Source organism: Enterobacter sp. FW301-JW81, assembly GCF_058788735.1.
Genome location: NZ_JBYTBA010000001.1, coordinates 291,490 through 309,126, shown reverse-complemented (window position 1 = coordinate 309,126; position 17,637 = coordinate 291,490). Strand labels below are relative to the sequence as shown.

The 17,637-nt window shown below is 56.1% G+C and carries 16 protein-coding genes and 2 tRNA genes; 9 read left to right on the top strand and 9 right to left on the bottom strand.

What is annotated here, in order from left to right:
- Window positions 1-2: 2 nt before the first annotated feature.
- Window positions 3-938 (top strand): PDR/VanB family oxidoreductase, encoded by a 936-nt coding sequence (locus AC3WOK_RS01380; protein WP_492353804.1) that lies wholly within the window; start codon window positions 3-5, stop codon window positions 936-938.
- A 123-nt stretch (window positions 939-1,061) separates the two neighbouring features.
- Here AC3WOK_RS01380 and AC3WOK_RS01375 read toward each other — a convergent pair whose 3' ends face one another.
- Genes AC3WOK_RS01375 through AC3WOK_RS01360 form a run of 4 tightly spaced genes read right to left on the bottom strand, consistent with a single transcriptional unit; the run spans window position 1,062 to window position 6,003 of the window.
- Window positions 1,062-1,661, bottom strand: coding sequence for a DJ-1/PfpI family protein (locus AC3WOK_RS01375; protein WP_492353803.1), 600 nt, complete (start codon window positions 1,659-1,661; stop codon window positions 1,062-1,064).
- A 22-nt stretch (window positions 1,662-1,683) separates the two neighbouring features.
- Window positions 1,684-2,874: a glycoside hydrolase family 88 protein gene (locus AC3WOK_RS01370; RefSeq protein ID WP_492353802.1), complete on the bottom strand. Its 1,191-nt coding sequence runs from the start codon at window positions 2,872-2,874 to the stop codon at window positions 1,684-1,686.
- A gap of 13 nt (window positions 2,875-2,887) precedes the next feature.
- On the bottom strand, window positions 2,888-4,168 hold the full coding sequence (locus AC3WOK_RS01365) for an oligosaccharide MFS transporter (protein WP_492353801.1): 1,281 nt from the start codon (window positions 4,166-4,168) through the stop codon (window positions 2,888-2,890).
- Window positions 4,165-6,003: a DUF2264 domain-containing protein gene (locus tag AC3WOK_RS01360; protein WP_492353800.1), complete on the bottom strand. Its 1,839-nt coding sequence runs from the start codon at window positions 6,001-6,003 to the stop codon at window positions 4,165-4,167. The genes AC3WOK_RS01365 and AC3WOK_RS01360 overlap by 4 nt, the downstream gene beginning before the upstream one ends.
- 229 nt (window positions 6,004-6,232) lie before the next feature.
- On the opposite strand from AC3WOK_RS01360, the gene AC3WOK_RS01355 reads away from it, so the two are divergent.
- The gene (locus tag AC3WOK_RS01355; RefSeq protein WP_492353799.1) at window positions 6,233-7,099 is read left to right on the top strand and encodes a helix-turn-helix domain-containing protein; all 867 of its coding nucleotides are present in this window, start codon (window positions 6,233-6,235) and stop codon (window positions 7,097-7,099) included.
- Between the two features lie 75 nt (window positions 7,100-7,174).
- On the opposite strand, the gene AC3WOK_RS01350 is transcribed toward AC3WOK_RS01355, so the two are convergent.
- Window positions 7,175-7,262, bottom strand: a tRNA-Ser gene (locus tag AC3WOK_RS01350).
- Between the two features lie 279 nt (window positions 7,263-7,541).
- On the opposite strand from AC3WOK_RS01350, the gene AC3WOK_RS01345 reads away from it, so the two are divergent.
- The 6 genes from AC3WOK_RS01345 (at window position 7,542) to AC3WOK_RS01320 (ending at window position 13,790) form a co-directional block, all read left to right on the top strand.
- The gene (locus AC3WOK_RS01345) at window positions 7,542-8,678 is read left to right on the top strand and encodes a D-alanyl-lipoteichoic acid biosynthesis protein DltD (protein ID WP_492354222.1); all 1,137 of its coding nucleotides are present in this window, start codon (window positions 7,542-7,544) and stop codon (window positions 8,676-8,678) included.
- Window positions 8,679-8,806: 128 nt separating this feature from the next.
- Window positions 8,807-9,925: an MBOAT family O-acyltransferase gene (locus tag AC3WOK_RS01340; RefSeq protein ID WP_492354221.1), complete on the top strand. Its 1,119-nt coding sequence runs from the start codon at window positions 8,807-8,809 to the stop codon at window positions 9,923-9,925.
- Complete coding sequence (locus AC3WOK_RS01335; protein WP_492353798.1) at window positions 9,922-11,355, top strand: AMP-binding protein; 1,434 nt, start codon at window positions 9,922-9,924, stop codon at window positions 11,353-11,355. Before AC3WOK_RS01340 ends, AC3WOK_RS01335 begins: the two co-directional genes overlap by 4 nt.
- Before the next feature lie 17 nt (window positions 11,356-11,372).
- Window positions 11,373-11,591: an acyl carrier protein gene (locus tag AC3WOK_RS01330; RefSeq protein ID WP_008499867.1), complete on the top strand. Its 219-nt coding sequence runs from the start codon at window positions 11,373-11,375 to the stop codon at window positions 11,589-11,591.
- A gap of 158 nt (window positions 11,592-11,749) precedes the next feature.
- On the top strand, window positions 11,750-12,778 hold the full coding sequence (locus AC3WOK_RS01325; protein ID WP_492353797.1) for a diguanylate cyclase domain-containing protein: 1,029 nt from the start codon (window positions 11,750-11,752) through the stop codon (window positions 12,776-12,778).
- Window positions 12,779-12,953: 175 nt separating this feature from the next.
- Entirely contained in the window at window positions 12,954-13,790 is an 837-nt protein-coding gene (locus tag AC3WOK_RS01320; protein WP_059311117.1) for an alpha/beta fold hydrolase, read from the top strand.
- A gap of 45 nt (window positions 13,791-13,835) precedes the next feature.
- On the opposite strand, the gene AC3WOK_RS01315 is transcribed toward AC3WOK_RS01320, so the two are convergent.
- Both AC3WOK_RS01315 and AC3WOK_RS01310 read right to left on the bottom strand, forming a co-directional pair.
- Window positions 13,836-14,543, bottom strand: a complete 708-nt coding sequence (locus AC3WOK_RS01315; protein ID WP_059311118.1) for an SAM-dependent methyltransferase — start codon at window positions 14,541-14,543, stop codon at window positions 13,836-13,838.
- A 9-nt stretch (window positions 14,544-14,552) separates the two neighbouring features.
- Window positions 14,553-14,810: a YjhX family toxin gene (locus AC3WOK_RS01310; protein WP_447855371.1), complete on the bottom strand. Its 258-nt coding sequence runs from the start codon at window positions 14,808-14,810 to the stop codon at window positions 14,553-14,555.
- Between the two features lie 313 nt (window positions 14,811-15,123).
- Between AC3WOK_RS01310 and AC3WOK_RS01305 the strand changes: the two genes are divergently transcribed.
- Window positions 15,124-15,525 (top strand): GNAT family N-acetyltransferase, encoded by a 402-nt coding sequence (locus tag AC3WOK_RS01305; protein WP_059311120.1) that lies wholly within the window; start codon window positions 15,124-15,126, stop codon window positions 15,523-15,525.
- Window positions 15,526-15,590: 65 nt separating this feature from the next.
- Here AC3WOK_RS01305 and AC3WOK_RS01300 read toward each other — a convergent pair.
- Both AC3WOK_RS01300 and AC3WOK_RS01295 read right to left on the bottom strand, forming a co-directional pair.
- Window positions 15,591-15,678: transfer RNA gene (locus AC3WOK_RS01300), tRNA-Ser, on the bottom strand.
- Between the two features lie 130 nt (window positions 15,679-15,808).
- Entirely contained in the window at window positions 15,809-17,437 is a 1,629-nt protein-coding gene (locus tag AC3WOK_RS01295) for an ABC transporter substrate-binding protein (protein ID WP_492353796.1), read from the bottom strand.
- Window positions 17,438-17,637: the final 200 nt, after the last annotated feature.

The window sequence follows — 17,637 nt, the reverse complement described above, 5'->3', positions numbered from 1 at the left end:
ATATGCTGAGCGTAATTGTTGACGGGCTGTGGCGCGAGGGCGATAAATCCCTCGCCGTCAGGCTGGTGGCTGAAGACGGCGAAGCGCTGCCGGCGTGGCAGCCCGGCGCGCACGTTGACGTGCACCTGCCCTGCGGGGTTATTCGCCAGTACTCCCTGACCGGGGCTTGCGAAGATAAGGGCTATCTTATCTGCGTGGGCCGGGAAACCGCCTCGCGCGGCGGGTCGCGCTACGTGCACGAGACGCTGCGTCCCGGGCAGAAGCTTATGATATCGACCCCGCGCAACCTGTTTCCGCTTCGTCAGGCAGAGCGGGTTTTGCTGCTGGCGGCGGGGATTGGCATTACGCCGCTGTATGCGATGGCCCTACAGCTCAAGGCCGCCGGAACGCCGTTTACGCTGCACTACTACGTCAGAAGCCGCGAAAGTGCGGCGTTTGCCCGCGCGCTTTCCGGGTGCGACGACTGCGTCATCCATACCGACAGCCCGCGCACCGCGCTGGCAGAACATCTCCCGGTGGCGCAGGCGGGGCTTCACGCCTGGGTCTGCGGACCCGCAGGATTTATGGAAAAAGTGCGTGAAGTCGCCACGGCGAAGGGTTGGGATGACGACCATATCCACAGCGAGGCGTTTCAGCCCGCAGCCCCTTCCGCAGGCGGTGAAACCGGCGAGATCTTTACGGTCAAGCTGGCCTCCACCGGGGAGCGCTGGCCTGTGCCTGCCGATAAAACCATCGCCCAGGTGCTGCAGGAACACGGCGTGGAAGTTCCCCTCTCCTGCGAAATGGGGATCTGCGGGGCCTGCCTGACGCCAGTGATCGACGGCGTGGTGGATCACCGGGACAGCGTGCAGTCGGAGGCGGAAAAAAGCGCGACGGCGCAGCAGGTGGCGCTGTGCTGCTCGCGGAGCCATTCGGGGGAGCTGGTGATCGGGCTGTAAACCACCTGCACAGTCTTTCTTGCCGGGTGGCGCTGCGCTTACCCGGCCTACATTGCGCAGCCTTTTCAATTGGTTGCACGTTTTATTGTAGGCCAGTGCAAGCGTAGCGCCGTCGGGCGACACTCACAAATCGCACTTTGCCAGCCCGTAAACGGGCTCGCTATCCTGCCACGCGTACTCAATATGACTGGCCTGCTCGCGCGCCAGTGCCCCATCGCCCTGTAATCGCGCCGCCAGGGTAAAGGCAAAATCAAACACGTTGCCCAGCCCGCGGCCGCTTAGCAGATTGCCGTCCTCCACCACGTCGGCATCGACGTAAATGCCATCACTGACCGTTTTCCACAAATCGCCGGAACAGACATAGCGGCGCCCCTTGAGCAGTCCGTTACCGCCCAGCACGCGGGCGGCGGCGGAGCAAATCGGGCAGATATATTTGCCCGCGTCATCATGGCGGCGAACGAAGGCGATCGCCTCCGCGCTTTTCGCCAGGTTGGCGCTGCCTTCCGGGCCGCCCGGCAGCACCACGGCGTCAAAGGTCCGATCGAGGCTGGCTTTCAGGGTGCTATCCGCCACCATTGAGATGGCGTGATAGCTCACCACTTCGCGACCCTCGCCGCAGGCAATCGTCTGCACCGCAATATTCAGGCGGCGCAGGATATCGATGGTGACGATCGCTTCTCCCTCTTCAAAACCGGGGGCTAAAAACACGGCTACGCTTTTCATCTTGCTCTCCATGGCTTCAGGGTTACCAGTACGGGTGCCAAATCTGTCGCAGCCGCGCCAGCAGCTCCAGATAGAAATAGTCCCCCCAGCTACAGCACTGATCGACGCCCTTACCGCTGCCCATATGGTAAACCGAGTGCTGCAGCAGCCCTTCGGTCGGATCGTCGTCGTGAGCTAGGTAGTTATCGGTCAGCGACTGCGCAATACGCAGCGCCATCTCCTCATAATACGCGCGGTTTGCGTCGAGCGTCGGCAGCGCCTTGACCAGCTCCAGCAGGCCGCAGGCAGCAATCGCCGCCGCTGAACTGTCGCGCACGGCGTCGGTACCGAGCAGGGCCAGATCCCAGTGGCAAACGTCATCTTCCGGCAGGCGGTTGAGGAAGTAATGCGCCAGGCTGCGCGACAGCTCAACCATCTGCTTATCGCCGGTGTGCTGATAGCTGAGCAGGAAGCCGTAAATGCCCCACGCCTGGCCGCGCGACCAGCACGAGGTATCGCTGTAGCCCTGATGGGTGTTGCCAAAGCGCGGCTCGCCCGTCTGCACGTCCATATACCAGGTGTGATACGTCGAGGCATCTTCACGCACGATATAGTTCGCTGCCTGTCCGGCGTGAGCCGTCGCCGCCTGCGCATAGCGCGGATCCCCGGTCTGTTCGCTGGCCCAGTACAGCAGCGGCAGGTTCATATTGCAGTCGATGATCATTCGCCCCTGCTGCTCCGGGTCGTTTAAATCACCCCACGCCTGAATAATGCTGGCCGTCGGGTTAAAGCGCTCCATCAGGCGATCGGCAGCCAGCAGCGCCGACCGGCGAGCGGCCTCGTTGCCGGTGAGCCGCCAGGCGCTGATGCAGGAGAGCGAATAGAGGAACCCGAGATCGTGCGTTGCGGTGTCGATACGCTGCTCAATGCGCCGGGCGAACGACGGTAAATAGCGCTCGGCGGCTTCGCGATAGTGCGCTTTGCCGGTCATCTCCCACGCCAGCCACAGCTGGCCAGGCCAAAAGCTGGTGGTCCACTCCACGTTATCGGTGCGCGGCCAAACGCCCTTCTCGCAGGCTTCGCCGGGGAACTTATCGCCGAAGGCGACAATATTTTTGTCGAGCTTGCGCGTTACGCGGGCCAGCGCCGCTTCCAGCTTCTGGCTCAGCGCCAGGCGATCGACCTGATGCAGTTCGATCGGCCGCAGCGCTTCGGTGATAACAGATTTGGTCATAACAACTCCTGAACTAATGTTTGGCCGGTTCAACCGGGGCGGTATCTAAAGCCGTAGCAAAAGGCCGTGAGGCATCGCGCGTCGACTGGCAGCGCGACAGCGTAAAGGCGGAAATCAGCGTAAATATCAGGGCGCAGCAGCCCATCAGCAGATAGGTATGCTCAAAGCCTATCCTGTCGTACAGATAGCCGGCAGGCGGGGCGACCACAATCGAGCCAACGTAAATCATCGCCTGGTAGCCCAGCAGGTACATCGTGGCGTTAACCCGACGATGGAAATGCTCGGCGATGTATTTGAAGACCGAAATCAGCAGCAGCGCGATCTCGACGCCATAAAACGGTTTGATGATGGAGATAACAATCGGGTCGCTGGTCAGTCCGGAGGCGATCAGCCTTGCCCCTACCACGCAGCCACAGAACAGCAGGCCCCGCTTGGCGCCGTAGTGGTTCACCAGCCACGGGATAAACATCATCATCACGAACTCCATCCCCGACTGGACGGTGCTCAGGTAGCCGTACCAGGCATTCCCCTGCTCTTTGGTGGCGAAGAACGACACGAAGTAGCGCGGGAACTGCTGTTCGGCGATAAACATCATCCACGCCACCCCGGCGACGTAGAGGCTGAACATCCAGAATTTGCGGTTTTTCAGCAGCATCAGCACATCGGCAAAGACGATCTTATTGGCGGAAATAACGCTGTTATTGCGCAGCTGCTCGTCGCCGATTTTGAGGCTCATCAGCACCAGCAGCATCAGCACCGAGGTACCGCTGCTGAGCAGAAAGTTGGCCAGCGGCGTGAAGTTAAACAACAGCCCGGAGACCGAGGCCGCCATCGCCCAGCCCAGCGAACCCCACATTCTGATGCGGCCAAACTCCAGCCCGTACAGGCGGCTAAAGCGGTCGGCGTAGGATTCAGACGCCGCCACGCCGGCGTACCAGCCCAGGCTCAGATACAGCGCGCCGATGATAATCCCCGCCATCGCATGGCTTTGCAGCAGCGGCTGGTACACCAGCGCGAAGAACGGCGCCATCAGCGCAGAAATGGCGCAGACAAAATAGAGCAGCCACTTGCTCATGCCGATTTTGTCCATGATGTAGCCGTACACCGGCTTCAGGACCACCGCGAAGACGCCGTTGATGGCGAACACGCTGCCGATGGTGACGCTGTCGAGCCCCACTTTCTGGCTCAGCCACAGGGCGTACAGGCCAAAGCTGGATGACCAGGTGAAGAAGTAGAGAAAAATAAAGGTACTCATTTTGTACTGCGCGGCGCGTACGGACGATGATGTGCTCATAGGGATGCCTCCGGGGCCAGAACGAGCGTCGTTTCCTGTCGCGCCGTCACGAAGCGTACCGCGTCATCGCTCCTGAAGGCCTGCGGGCAGCATTGCGGATCGAAGTCGGCGGCGTTTCCCGCCCACACCGCGCTTATCAGCAAATGCGTGCCGGGGTCGAGCTCGCCGCGCAACAGCGGCACCGCTGCGCGATCGGCGAACAGCAGATTACTGTTTGGCGGCGTCAACACCGTCTCGCCACGGCGGGCGTGCGGATGTAAACAGAAGATGGCCGAGACGTCCTGAGCACTGCGTAACCAGCAGGTGCCGTCACTCTCGTGTGCCTGCGGCTGCGGGCGGTTTGCCAGGCTAAAGCCCCCCTCCGCGCAGTCCAGCGCGCGCCGGGTATTGATGCGATGGACGCGCAGCTGCCAGTCGCCCAGCGCCAGCAGCCAGCTATCAATCACCACGTCACGCCACGGCAGCCAGCGGCTGTAAATGGTGCCGTCAGCGGTGACCACGCGCTGGCATTCGCGGCGGCCGCGCCAGTAGTTGTCCTTTTCGGCCAGCAGCAGCATCGAATCGGGCGCAGCATGGTTCAGGCCGTAGCGCCCACGTTCAATGGTGAAGCCAAAGCGGGTGGAATAGGCAAACTTGCAATATTTCGCTTCGGTATTCACAAAGTTGTTCAGCTCCAGCTGGCCGGAAGTCAGCATCCACAGGTGATCGGCCTGATGCACCACCACCTGATCCGCGTGGGCTATCGTGTGCTGCGCGGGCAGCGTCGGCAGTGGCAGCTCAGCCGCCTGCCAGAAGGCATCGCCCTCATCTAATGCCAGCACCAGCAGGGTCTTCAGACCCCAGTACGGCGAACCCGGCGCGTTGTAGTCTTCCGCCATCGCCAGATTGGGGTAGCTGTAGCCAACGCTCAGCACGCCGTCGCGGTCGAATATCGGCTGCTTCAGCCACCAGCGCAGATGGCGCAAAACGATGCCCTTGATCACGCCGGGAGAAAAGACCTCCAGCCCGGCGAAGGCCGCCGCGCTCCAGAACGCCGCTTCGGCAAAGCGGTAGGTCAGGCTACGGCCAAACGGGATCGCCGCGCCGTCTTCGGCAAAGAAATGGATGAAGTCAGAGGAGAAACGCGCGGCCCGGTGACGCAGCGTTGCGCAACGCGTTGGATCGACATCGACCATGAGCTTCGCGTAAATCAGGCCATAGAAATGGAAGCCCATCGAGATGTAATAGTCGCGCGGCCGGCCCGGGCCATCGGAGTACCAGCCGTCGCCAAGATAGTAGTGCTCCATGGCAGCAAAGTGGTCTTCCAGCGCCTGTTGGTTGGTGGGCATGCCGCAATAATGGAAGCCGACCTGAACCAGAATCGGAAAGAAGTGCCAGTTGTTATCGGGGATGTCCTGGGTCTCGCACTGCTTTAGCCAGCGCCATAAATTCGCTTTTTCCGCCTCAGTGAAGTGTGCCAGTACGGTTTCGCCCGCCAGCGCCAGCAGCAGCCCGTAGGCCGCCATCTCGACGATTCGCTGATCGTAGGGCGCGACGTCGCCCCAGTAATCGGCGTGCTGCGGATTAGTGCCGTTTTTTATCGCCTGTAAGTAGAAAGTGAAGCGTTGCGGCTCACTGCCGCCGGCCAACAGCGGCGTCACGCCCCACAGCAGGCGGGAAAAGGTTTCCATACTCGCGACCTGCTGGCCGTAGTGAGCGGTAAAGTTCGCTAAATCAATGCGGCTGGCGTCATTTTTAAAATAAGGCGCCACCGCGTTCAGCATGTCGTTGACCAGCCGTTGCACCTCTTCCCGGCTTGTCAGTGGATTATCCAGCTTAATGTTTTCAGGTTGCACAGGGTCCTCCCGCATTACACGAGGGTAGAGATAAGTTATTGTTATTAGGCTTTTTTAAAGCCACGCGTGCGACGTCTGAATGCAGAGTAACTGCTTTTATTCCCGGCGCTGAGTGAGCGGACTCACAAAATTAAACCGCCATTTCATTTTTTCTGGATTTTGTCGATGGGGAGGGGGATAAATTACAAATGATGGCCTAAAAATTTAAATCTGTTGTCCTGGAGGCAAAATGGGTGAAACGCAGCTGCTGGAACGCATTACGCTCGATCGGCAGGCCATTTCTTTTAACCGCATGTATACCACCAGCGCGATTTACTACCACTGGCATCAATGCGTTGAATTGCTCTATATTTCCAGCGGCTACGGCATCGTGGTGGTGGATAATCAGCACTACACCGCACGTCCGGGGCGATTATTTATCTTCCCGCCCTTCCGTTTGCACAAAGTGCAGGTCGATCATAGCGATAAAAACCCCTATCACCGCACCACCATGCACATTGAGCAATCGGTCGTCGAAAGTGCGCTCAGCGCCTTCCCGCGCCATCAGGCCCGGTTTGCCGCGCTGGCCGCCAGCAATCTGCCGGCGCAAATCTACGATCTCAGCGAGCACGCGGCGTTTATCGAGAGGATCCTTGAACAGTTTCAGCGCCTGGAGGGCAACGAGCAGACCGTGGCCTGCGAGGTGGCATTTCTGGTAATGCAGCTCATGACGTTTCTGCCCGAGCAGCCGCAGCCCTATCCGCCGCGCCAGCAGACCGTCGCCTCGCGGATTATGAGCTGGGTCGAAGCCCACTATGCCAGCAAGTTTTCGCTCGACCAGCTAGCCCACGACCTGCGGCTCTCGCGCAGCTATACCTCACGAATTTTCCGCCAGCAGACCGGCGGTAGCATCCACGAATATTTGCTGACCCGGCGGATAAAAAGCAGCTGCGATCTCTTGCGGTACAGCGATGAGAGTATTGACGCCATTGCGCTGGCAGTTGGGTTTAGCGAGGTAACCTATTTCATTACCTGCTTTAAAAAGATGATGCGCCAGACGCCGCTGCAGTATCGACGAAGTCACCTCAGCGCCAGAACGTCCTGTTCCTGTATTTGAACGTCATTAACAGATCGAAAGGGGTTTTCTGTGCATAAAAAAACCCAGGTCGCATAACGACCTGGGTTTCAAATTTGGCGGAAGCGTAGAGATTCGAACTCTAGAACCCTTTCGGGTCGCCGGTTTTCAAGACCGGTGCCTTCAACCGCTCGGCCACGCTTCCAAAGTGAGGCGCACTATAAACATCTATTAGCGCCTTGTAAAGCAGGAATTTTTCTATTTTTACCCACAGGCGTTTGACTGCGCAAAAAGTCACCCGGTCGCGTCTCCGGCCCCCGCTTCCGCTCTCTTGTACATACCGTAACACAGCAACGCTCATCCTTTTAAATCGCTCTGGTATAGAATGCCCAAAAAAATAAACGGCCATTTGTTGTGTAATTGTTGTAAATCTGATTACCCACAGATTGTAGAAATTACTGCCATGTAGTCTTACTGGTTGATGATGAAAATCAAAAATACGCTTTGCTTACATATCCTGATGGCGACCCTGGCCATATTGTTTCTCTGTGTTCATCCGTTAGTGTCGAGCTTCAACCCGCCGCTCACCTTCCAGCCGCTGATTAAATCAATGGCGGGCACGCCTAAAGAACAGGCGGAAAAAATTGCCACCATTTCTCATGCCCTGGAAGGGAATGCTATTTTCTTCATTGGCGCCTCTGAAGTTGCCACCTCAGAAGATGAACATTACGCGGTATATAATTACTTTAATAAGCAATTACACAAACCCGTTGTGGCGTATGGCGATGCGTTTGTTGATGACGAAACGCAATTTTTACTGTTCTCACGTTTTAAAAATAGCCTTAACGCAAACAGTAAAGTTGTTTTACTTCTGGCACCCGACAGTTTTTATTCAAAAGGTCTGCCCCCTGCTATCTATGCAGATAATTTCCCGGGTTCTGTTTTTAATCCTCTGATGAAGGATCCGCAGGCGCGCCCGTTACTGGTTAATTACTTAAAACATATTGATGCGAAAGAGATAAGCCATTTAACCTTCGGCCAAATGCGCGTCTTTGGCTGGCACCCCGGTCTGATGTGGGACGAGCTGAGCTTCCAGTTTGCCAACGTCTGCACAATGATCAAAAACGACTGGCTGGCCCTGCTCCACGTGACGCCCGAGGCGGTACGTCCATGGCCGCAGCAGCCCACAGCCCACATTGCGCCTGACTGGAATAAAGAGCTGGCGAATGCGCGCGAGTTAAATAGAAAACGCCAGCAGAGCGCGGCCACCCTATGGATGGACAAAGCGATTTACGAAGAGGACGGTAAGCCGCAGCAGTGGGATGACACGCCGGTGGTGCCTGCGCAAATCGCCGCGTTCAGAAAAACCGTCCAGTTGCTGAAAGATCGTCACGTACAGGTCATTGCTATCGTCGACCCGGTCAACCCCTGGGCGCTTTACAATACCGATACCTTCCGCCCGGTGGATAAGCAAATTAAAACCATTCTGGAAGACAACCAGATCCCTTATTTAGATATGTACGCAATGCCTTATCAGAATGGCTGGAACTGGGATCGTCTGCACCCTTCCGAACTGGCCTGGGTTCCTATGATTCGCTTTATTGCACAGAGCTTTAAATAATGAAAATTGCGATCCGTCTTTTTTTCCTTTATCTCCTGCTGGCGATCACCATCGTCGCGTGGACCTCTGTCGATGACAGCATGAGTATGCAGCTGCATTTTGAATATCAAAAGTTCTGAGGCCGAATGATGTACAGCTCAGGCATGTTTTTTGTCTATTTATTTTCATCCGCCCTGGCGTTTGCGCTGGTTAATCGCGTATTGCGCCATCGCCTGACCGGGTTGTCGGCGCTGTCGGTACTGACGGCGGTCGGCTGGGGCTATATATTTCAGGGGGACTATATTGTCCCGGCGGCCGTTTTTATCACTTTTTATGTGCTCGCGACTTTTAAAGAGAAAGGCTGGTTAAAAACCTGGCAGGCAATCATTTTAACGCTGCTGCCCTTATTTTTAGTGAAGCTGCATTTAAATAACCACTGGGGAATGATCGGCCTCTCATTTATGACGTTCCGCGCGGTAGACGTATTGCTCTATCGCAGTAAAAAAGAGGAGCAGAATTTCCTGCACTATTTCTGCTATCTGTTTATGCCCTTTATTATCCTGGCCGGTCCCATGTACCGCTGGCGGACATGGATGAGCGACGTCAGCAAGCCCGTATTTTCTCTTAACCGCGAGCAGTTTTTGGTGGCGCTAGAGCAGATCGTTACCGGCATTATCCAGAAGTTCCTGTTTGCCATGCTTGTCGATACGTTCGTTGTGCAACCGTGGAGCCACAAGCCGTTTACGCTGACCGTCGGCGTGGTGATGTCGATTGCCTATAGCGCCTACCTCTACTTTGATTTTGCGGGTTACAGCAATATGGCCATCGGTGCAGGCCGCTTATTCGGCCTGAACATTCCGGCAAACTTCAATATGCCGCTTCTGGCAAAGAACCCGCAGGATTTCTGGCGCCGCTTCCACATCAGCCTGTCTGAATGGCTGCGCGATGTGGTCTTTATGCCGGTGTACATGAACCTGATGAAGTTCAACTTTTTCCGCCAGAACAAAACGCTTGCGCAAAATATCGGTATTTTTTGCACCCTGTTCTGCATGGGCGCGTGGAATGGCCTGGAGCGCCATTACGTCATCAGCGGCGCGCTGTTCGGCGCGATTTCCGTCGCGCATAACATGCTGCTGTGGTCAGCCAAACGCAGCCCGGCGTTACACCGTGGATTGCAGTATCCGGCTGTCGCATTTTTGGGGCGAATTCTGACGCTGGGAAGCGCCGCGGGCTCCCTTTACATCTTCAGTGGAATGTCACCTCTATGAAAAATCACTCCGATCTTCAGGAACTGCAGGATTTCTTGCGTGCGGCATTTTGCGACCCGGCCTGCCCGCAGCAGTTGGCCATCAGCGGCAGCGACGACGCCTTAAGCTGGCTACAGCTTTCTGCTGCCGTGACGGACTGGGCGCAGCGCTATCGGCGTTGCCAGCCTGCTGCAGGTACGCCGGTTGTACTGTATGGACACCAGCAGGCCGAGTTCGCCGTGGCGATTTATAGCTGTCTGCTGCACAACATTCCGTACATCCCGGTGGACTGCATTTACCCGCAGGAGCGCCTTCGCGAGATCTGCCATCTGGCCAGTGCCCCTTACTATTACGACGTCGCGACCCGGGAGTTCATCGCCACCGGCGAAGCGGGCAAGGTGCTTGAGGAGCAGGATCTGGCCTACATCATGTTTACCTCAGGCAGCACCGGCAAGCCTAAAGGCGTGCAGATTGGGCGTGAAAGCGTTTGGCACTTTATGAAATGGGTCAGCCGGGACTTTTCACTGCCGGAAAAACCGGTGCTGATGAACCACGCGGTGTTCAGTTTTGACCTTTCCCTTATCCCTTTACTGGCGAACCTGGCGATGGGTGGACACATCGTGCTGAACGCCAAAGAGGATATTCATAAAGAGAACTGGCTGGCGCGACTGAAGGCCAACGCGGTCTCCGCCTGGGTTTCTACCCCCTCTTTTGCGTACCAGCAGCTGCTGTCCCCGCAGTTCAACAGTGAGTATTTGCCGGCGCTCAACGTGTTTATCTTCATTGGTGAAGTGCTCAATAAGGCGCTGGTTAAACAGTTACGCCGCCGTTTCCCGCAGGCCAAAATCATTAACTCCTATGGCCCAACGGAAGCGACTGTCGCGACAACCGTGGTTGAGATTACGGATGAGATCCTCAACAGCGACAGCGCCGTGCTGCCGGTAGGGGTCATGATGCCCGAAAGCAAAATGGAAATTTCTCCCGAGGGCGAGCTGATTATCTGGGGTAAAAACGTCATGCGCGGCTACCTCGGCCTGCCGCAGGAGAACGCGGAAAAATTACTCCGTCGGGAAAATGAAGCGTTTCGCGGCTACCGGACCGGCGACCTGGGGTATGACGCGGGGCTCATCTATTGCCAGGGGCGCAACGATAGTCAGGTCAAGCTGAATGGCTACCGTATTGAAATCAACGAGATTGAAAACCGCCTGCTGGCCATGTCCGGCATCAGCGAAGCGGTGGTTCTGCCGCTGATGAAATCCTGCGGCAGCGTGCTGCGCATTGCCGCGTTTTGCGTGACGGAGCTGCCACCGGATGCGATTAAAACCTCGCTGTCGAAGGTGGTTCCGCACTACATGGTGCCTTCACAAATTATCGTAAAAGACGCTTTGCCGCTGAACCCTAACGGCAAAATTGACCGCAAGCTGCTGGACGCTTACGCCCGCACAAATTAATGACCCCAGGAAAAATTATGGAACAAGAAATTCTCGCCCTGTTCGAAAAAGTGTTATCCCGTAAGGTGGGCTTTCACGATGAGCTGATTGAATCCGATATTCTCGACTCCATCCTGGCAGTCGATATGGTGCTGGAAGTGCAGGACGTTTACGGCTGTATGATCCCACCAACCGACGTGGCGACGGTGCTGAAAACCCCGGCGGACCTGGCCCGCTATATCGAAGAAAACCGCTAACCCGGCAGGCTCTGGAGGTATGCTCCAGAGCCCGTTTCATATCTATTGCCCAAATTACCTGCAAGCCTCCTGCCGTTGTCCAGCCATAATCCGGGTACAAAAAGTTATCTAAAGCACCATAATTGACAGGTGCTTAACCCTTTTGTCAGGAATTCATTATGCCGCCACGTACCGCCAGCGACCTCTATTCAGAAATGAAAAATATGTCCGTTGAAGAGCGGATCCGCTTCTTCTCCCTTTCGCTGGCGGAAATACACCGCGAACTGCAGGAAAGCATCAGCCAGATAGAGTCGATGAAGCAGGCGCTGGAAGAGAGTGAAGAGTACCATCGCCAGCTGGTTGAGACCGCACAGGACGCGGTGATCACCATCGATCACGCTGGGATCGTCGTGAACTGGAACCAGGCAGCAGAACGCATGTTCGGCTGGTCAGCCGAAGAAGCGACAGGCAACAGTCTTGGCGATATGATCGTGCCCGAGGAATTTCGCGAGCAGCACGCGCGCGGCCTGATGCGCTTTAAGGCCGCCCAGCCGTCGAATATTCTCAACCGCACTATCGAGATCGCTGCGCTACATCGCACCAAGGGCGAGTTCCCTATTGAGCTGTCGATATGGCCGCATCAGCAAGCGGGTAAGCAAATCTTTTCGGCATTCATCCGCGATATTACCGATCGCAAACAGCGTGAACATATCGCCTGGCTGCACGCCAACTTTGATGCCCTGACCGGGTTACCGAACCGGAGATTATTCGTTAACCGTCTTGAGCAGGCCATCACACAGGCTATCGCTAACGACCGGGAAGTGGCGCTGCTGTTTATCGACCTCGACCGGTTTAAACCGGTGAACGATCTCCACGGCCATGCCGTCGGTGATGAATTGCTGCGGCTCGTCGCATTTCGTCTGCAAAGCGTACTGCGCGAAGGCGACACGGTTGCCCGCCTCGGCGGCGATGAGTTTGTCGCCCTGCTCCCCGATTTAACGACCAGCGATCCATTACCCCTGCAAACGGCGGAAAAGGTCAGCGCTGCACTGGCACAGTCATTTTTGATTAACGAGCTTGTGATTGCCATCTCCGGCAGTATCGGCATCGCACGCTTTCCTCATGACGCTGCCGATGCCGATACGTTGCTCAATAGCGCTGACAAGGCAATGTATACGCGTAAGCGGTCATCGCCGGGGGAACGCTGACGGGGTTGAGGAATGCCTTTAACCAAAATGAAACCAACCGCTTTAACTATTTCACCTACACTTTAGGGGTACTGTCGGTACGGAAAATAGAAAAAAGTCAACTTAATTAAGGCATTAATGATTCGCTGCGCGGTCAGCCGGCGATCGTTTTGTCTTTAACAGAGGAGTCTGCGGTATGGCATTCGTAACAACGAAAGACGGCGTCAACATTTACTACAAAGACTGGGGCCCTAAAGAGGCTCAGCCTATTGTCTTCCACCACGGCTGGCCGCTGAGTGCCGATGACTGGGATAACCAGATGCTCTTCTTCCTTGCGGAAGGCTATCGCGTTATCGCTATCGATCGCCGCGGTCATGGACGTTCGGATCAGGTGAGCGAAGGGCATGATATGGATCACTATGCGTCCGATGCGTCGGCCGTTGTTGAAAGCCTGGACTTACGCAATGCCGTGCACGTCGGCCACTCCACCGGCGGCGGCCAGGTCGCCCGCTACGTAGCCAGGTACGGCCAGCCGCAGGGGCGCGTCGCCAAAGCGGTGCTCGTGAGTTCCGTCCCGCCTCTGATGGTAAAAACGGACGCTAACCCCGGCGGAACGCCCGTCGAGGTTTTCGACGGCTTCCGCAAAGCGCTGGCGGCTAACCGCGCCCAGTTTTACCTCGACGTCGCCAGCGGTCCTTTCTACGGGTTTAATCGGGATGGGGCAGACGTTTCGCAGGGTACGATCCAGAACTGGTGGCGTCAGGGAATGATCGGCAGCGCCAAGGCCCACTATGAGGGGATCAAGGCGTTTTCAGAAACCGACCAGACTGAAGATTTGAAAACCATCACGATTCCCGTTCTGGTGATGCAGGGCGACGACGATCAGGTCGTGCCGTATAAGAACGCCGCTCTTCTGCAGGACAAACTGCTTGCGAACAGCGTACTGAAAATTTATCCGGGCTTCCCACACGGGATGCATACCACCCATGCGGATACCATTAACGCCGACATTCTGGCCTTTATCCGCTCATAGACGTTACGTTCAACGCCACCCAGGGGTGGCGTTGTTTATTACCTCTTAGCGCTTCTGCGCAACCAGTTGGATCATGTTGAAATAGGCCCCGGCGCCCGCGTCCATAATGGGCACCATCATCTCCTGGGCTATCTCGCATTGCATAAACTCATCCCACGCCTGCTGGCAGGTGTCCATTTCCCGCACGGTGGTCAGAATCGCACCGGGCTCTTTTTCCCACAGCGCTTTCCACCAGCAGAGCGGATAGAAATACCACTCGGGGGTCCAGAAAGGTTTAACCACCTCCGGGAGATGCGTTTCGCTGTACTCTCCGATAAACCCGGGAACGGCAACCGCAATATGTCCTCCGGGTTTCAGGAAAGGTAGCAGCGTGCCCAGCATGGCGTCATTGTTGCCAAAGTATTGATAAGCATCCACGCTGACGATCAGGTCAAAGTAGTCATGCGCAAACGGGATCGCTTTTGTGGCATCAACCAGAAGCGGAAAGATTTTCCCGTCCAGACCCCGTTCACTGAAGCGCGCCGCATTTTCACCCGGCGTAATCCACAGATCGGCGGCAAACACCGTGGCGTCATATTTTTCGGCGAGCAGGATAGAAGAGATCCCTTTCCCGCAGCCGAGATCGAGAATGCGCATCCCGGGAGTAATTTGCAGTTGAGCAACCAGCTCCTCGGTAAGCCGCATGGCGTTTGGGCCCATCATGGTGTCGAGCAAAAAAGCGCGGTCATAGCTATCTGTGTAAGGTGTATTCATCACTGCTCCTTAGCGATTATCCAGCTGGGCGCGAACGTTGTTCAGCCCGGTGGTGTTGATGCGGTAAGGCTGCCCGTTCACGGATCGGATCAGCTTTTTAGTACGGAGTTTTTTGAAGACGTTAAGCGTGCAGTCGCTCAGCACCACCCCTTCTCGGGTATAGCACTCAACGGACGTGATGCGGCCAGAACTGTCGCGGACGTGCACAATACGTCCACCTTTGGCGAGAACGTGTAAGGTACGTTGTTCCTGACGGGATAAATTCATACTGGAAAACCTGTGTAATCATCATGCGTAAAAACGAGCCCACACCCAAAGGTGCGTGCGTAAGGTTTAAGCGCAGCGATAACCAGTCCGTCCTGAAGAGGGCGGGAAACTGATTATCTGATGAAAACATTCTCCAGCATCAAAGCCTCGGTAAGAGATAAATAGGTATTTACGGGGTGAATGATAACGCCTGGTTTTTACAGGGGAATAGCGGGAGGTTAAAAGTGTGATCTGGATCGGTCTGTGAAATCGTCATTAGTCCCTTTTACTGCCAGACTGGGGCATCTTACTGAACGCTGACTGGAGCTTTTTAATGCCTGACTATACCGTGGTTGAAACCGTCCCCGCTGCGGAGGACTTTTGCCGCCTGCGCGAAATCTCGGGTCTTAGCCCTCGCCCGCTGGAGGCGGCCCGAAAAGCGCTGCCCGGCAGCTGTTATGGCATGCATATTCTGTGTGAGGGTAAACCGGTGGGTATGGGGCGAATCGTGGGGGACGGTGCGTTGAATTTCGATATTGTCGACGTCGCCGTCGATCCCCTTCATCAGGGGAAAGGGCTCGGCAGAGCGATCATGGAAACGCTGGTTGCCTGGCTGGATGACCATGCCTGTAAAGGGGCGTACGTTTGTTTAATGGCAGATGTGCCCGAGCTTTATGCCAAATTTGGTTTTACGCTCGTTCGCCCGGCAAGCGAAGGAATGGCCAGAGTCTGGTGAAGGGGAAATCCGCGGTAGGACAAAAAGAAAAACCCCAGGTTCACGAGTAACCTGGGGTTTATATCTGGCGGAAGCGCAGAGATTCGAACTCTGGAACCCTTTCGGGTCGCCGGTTTTCAAGACCGGTGCCTTCAACCGCTCGGCCACACTTCCTAAGTGAGGCGAACTATAAACACCTCACCGCGCGCTGTAAAGAGTCGCGCCATTCGTTCGCTGTAAAAATAGTCAAAACGTGTTTAATCGGTTGAACTGACGACACATCGACGATTTTATCAGCACAGGCTTAGTGCTTTTTAATGTACATATCTTTCGTGAAATAGTACCCCAGCTTATCCGGCGTAAATCCGCCCACCCACGATTTCACCAGGTGCGTACGAACGTAGTGATAAACCGGAATGGCCGGCACATCGCGTCCCAGCAGATCTTCCGCCTGCTGGTAGTACTTACCCCGCTCCTCGGCTGTTTTGGCTTTTGCGGCATTCACCAGCGCCCCGTCGTATTCCGGGTTGCTGTACTGGCTGGTATTTTCGCTGTCGCCGGTGCGGAAGTTGTTCAGGAAGGTCGCCGCGTCGTCATAATCGGCAATCCAGGCGTAGCGCACCGCATCGAAGTTGTGGGTATGCATGGTGTCCAGCATGGTTTTCCACTCCTGATTCTGCAGCTTTGCCTCCACGCCAAGGTTTTTCTTCCACATGGAGCTGGCAGCAATGGCGATACGCTGGTGCGATTCAGAGGTGTTATAGAGCAGGTTGAAGCTCAGAGGATGGCTGGCGTTATACCCGGCCTCGTTCAGCAGCTTTTTCGCCTCAGCGATACGCTTGTCCAGCGGCCAGCTGGCGTAATCCGGGTTCTGTAGCTTAACGCCGCCGATATCCGGCTGGCTGATGAGCCACGCCGGGCGCTGCCCCTGCCCTAAGACTTTCCCGGCAATGATGTCTTTATCCAGCGCCATGTTCAGCGCCTTGCGCACGCGCGCGTCGTTGAACGGCGGCCGGGTAGTATTGAATTCGTAGTAATAGGTCGCCAGCTGCGGAGAGACATCCAGCTGGCTGCCCAGGGTTTTCTTCAGCTGAGCAAACTGGTTAATCGGCACCGTATACACAATATCAATCTCGCCCGCTTTGAAGCGGTTCACGTCCGAGGCCTCGGACGTGATGGGCAGATAAGTGACCTTGTTAATCACGGTATGCGCGTTATCCCAGTAGCGCGTGTTACGCTCCGCCACGATGCGTTCGTTGACCACCCACTGCGACAGCTTGTACGCCCCACTGCTGACGAAATGCTCCGGCTTGGTCCACTTATCGCCGAAACGACCAATCAGCACTTTATCCACCGGCACCAGCGACGGGTGCGCCAGCATCGCGAGGAACGCGGCGTTTGGCTGGGTGAGCGTCACTTCCAGCGTGGTGTCGTTAATCGCTTTTACGCCCAGCGTGTCGGGCGCTTTTTTCCCCTGAGCGATATCGGCCGCGTTGGCGATATGCATGTTGCCCGGATAGCTCGCGTACGGCGAAGCGGTTTTCGGGTCGATCAGGCGCTGCCAGCTCCAGACCACATCTTCTGCGGTAATCGCCGTGCCGTCGCTCCAGGTGATGCCCGGGCGCAAATGGAACGTCCAGACGGTGTTGTCCTTGTTCTCCCATTTTTCTGCCAGCCTCGGCTGGACTTCGCCTGCCGGGGATACGCTCACCAGCCCTTCGAATAAATCACTGATAATATTGAATTCGACATCGCTTTCGACTTTGTGCGGGTCGAGCGAGGCCGGTTCACTGCCGTTATTCCTGACCAGTTCCTGCTTATCGGCCAGCGCGGTTCCTGCCGGCACGTTCGCCGCCCAGGCTGCCGTGCTGGCGCACAGGATCCCGGCGGTGAGTAAAGAGAGCGTAAAGTGAGTGCGTGCTTGTGGTTTCATTTCCTTCGCCTTATTGTCTGTTTTATGACGATCCGGAAATAACTCTTAGCGCCCGAACGGTAATAACGCAATATTTTTCAGTAACCTATAAGAGCTTGATCTGGTAAATACTTTTAAACCGCTGTTCATCCTGGCGAAATGAACTTTCGCAGAAGAAACCACCACCTCCGGCGCTAAGGTGCTGAGTAAAGATGGGTAAA

Excerpts from the sequence above, each read along its gene's own strand:
- AC3WOK_RS01380 (WP_492353804.1), top strand. The coding sequence starts at position 3 with ATGCTGAGCGTAATTGTTGACGGGCTGTGGCGCGAGGGCGATAAATCC.
- AC3WOK_RS01375 (WP_492353803.1), bottom strand. The coding sequence starts at position 1,661 with ATGAAAAGCGTAGCCGTGTTTTTAGCCCCCGGTTTTGAAGAGGGAGAA.
- AC3WOK_RS01370 (WP_492353802.1), bottom strand. The coding sequence starts at position 2,874 with ATGACCAAATCTGTTATCACCGAAGCGCTGCGGCCGATCGAACTGCAT.
- AC3WOK_RS01365 (WP_492353801.1), bottom strand. The coding sequence starts at position 4,168 with ATGAGCACATCATCGTCCGTACGCGCCGCGCAGTACAAAATGAGTACC.
- AC3WOK_RS01355 (WP_492353799.1), top strand. The coding sequence starts at position 6,233 with ATGGGTGAAACGCAGCTGCTGGAACGCATTACGCTCGATCGGCAGGCC.
- AC3WOK_RS01345 (WP_492354222.1), top strand. The coding sequence starts at position 7,542 with ATGAAAATCAAAAATACGCTTTGCTTACATATCCTGATGGCGACCCTG.
- AC3WOK_RS01340 (WP_492354221.1), top strand. The coding sequence starts at position 8,807 with ATGTACAGCTCAGGCATGTTTTTTGTCTATTTATTTTCATCCGCCCTG.
- AC3WOK_RS01335 (WP_492353798.1), top strand. The coding sequence starts at position 9,922 with ATGAAAAATCACTCCGATCTTCAGGAACTGCAGGATTTCTTGCGTGCG.
- AC3WOK_RS01330 (WP_008499867.1), top strand. The coding sequence starts at position 11,373 with ATGGAACAAGAAATTCTCGCCCTGTTCGAAAAAGTGTTATCCCGTAAG.
- AC3WOK_RS01325 (WP_492353797.1), top strand. The coding sequence starts at position 11,750 with ATGCCGCCACGTACCGCCAGCGACCTCTATTCAGAAATGAAAAATATG.
- AC3WOK_RS01320 (WP_059311117.1), top strand. The coding sequence starts at position 12,954 with ATGGCATTCGTAACAACGAAAGACGGCGTCAACATTTACTACAAAGAC.
- AC3WOK_RS01315 (WP_059311118.1), bottom strand. The coding sequence starts at position 14,543 with ATGAATACACCTTACACAGATAGCTATGACCGCGCTTTTTTGCTCGAC.
- AC3WOK_RS01310 (WP_447855371.1), bottom strand. The coding sequence starts at position 14,810 with ATGAATTTATCCCGTCAGGAACAACGTACCTTACACGTTCTCGCCAAA.
- AC3WOK_RS01305 (WP_059311120.1), top strand. The coding sequence starts at position 15,124 with ATGCCTGACTATACCGTGGTTGAAACCGTCCCCGCTGCGGAGGACTTT.
- AC3WOK_RS01295 (WP_492353796.1), bottom strand. The coding sequence starts at position 17,437 with ATGAAACCACAAGCACGCACTCACTTTACGCTCTCTTTACTCACCGCC.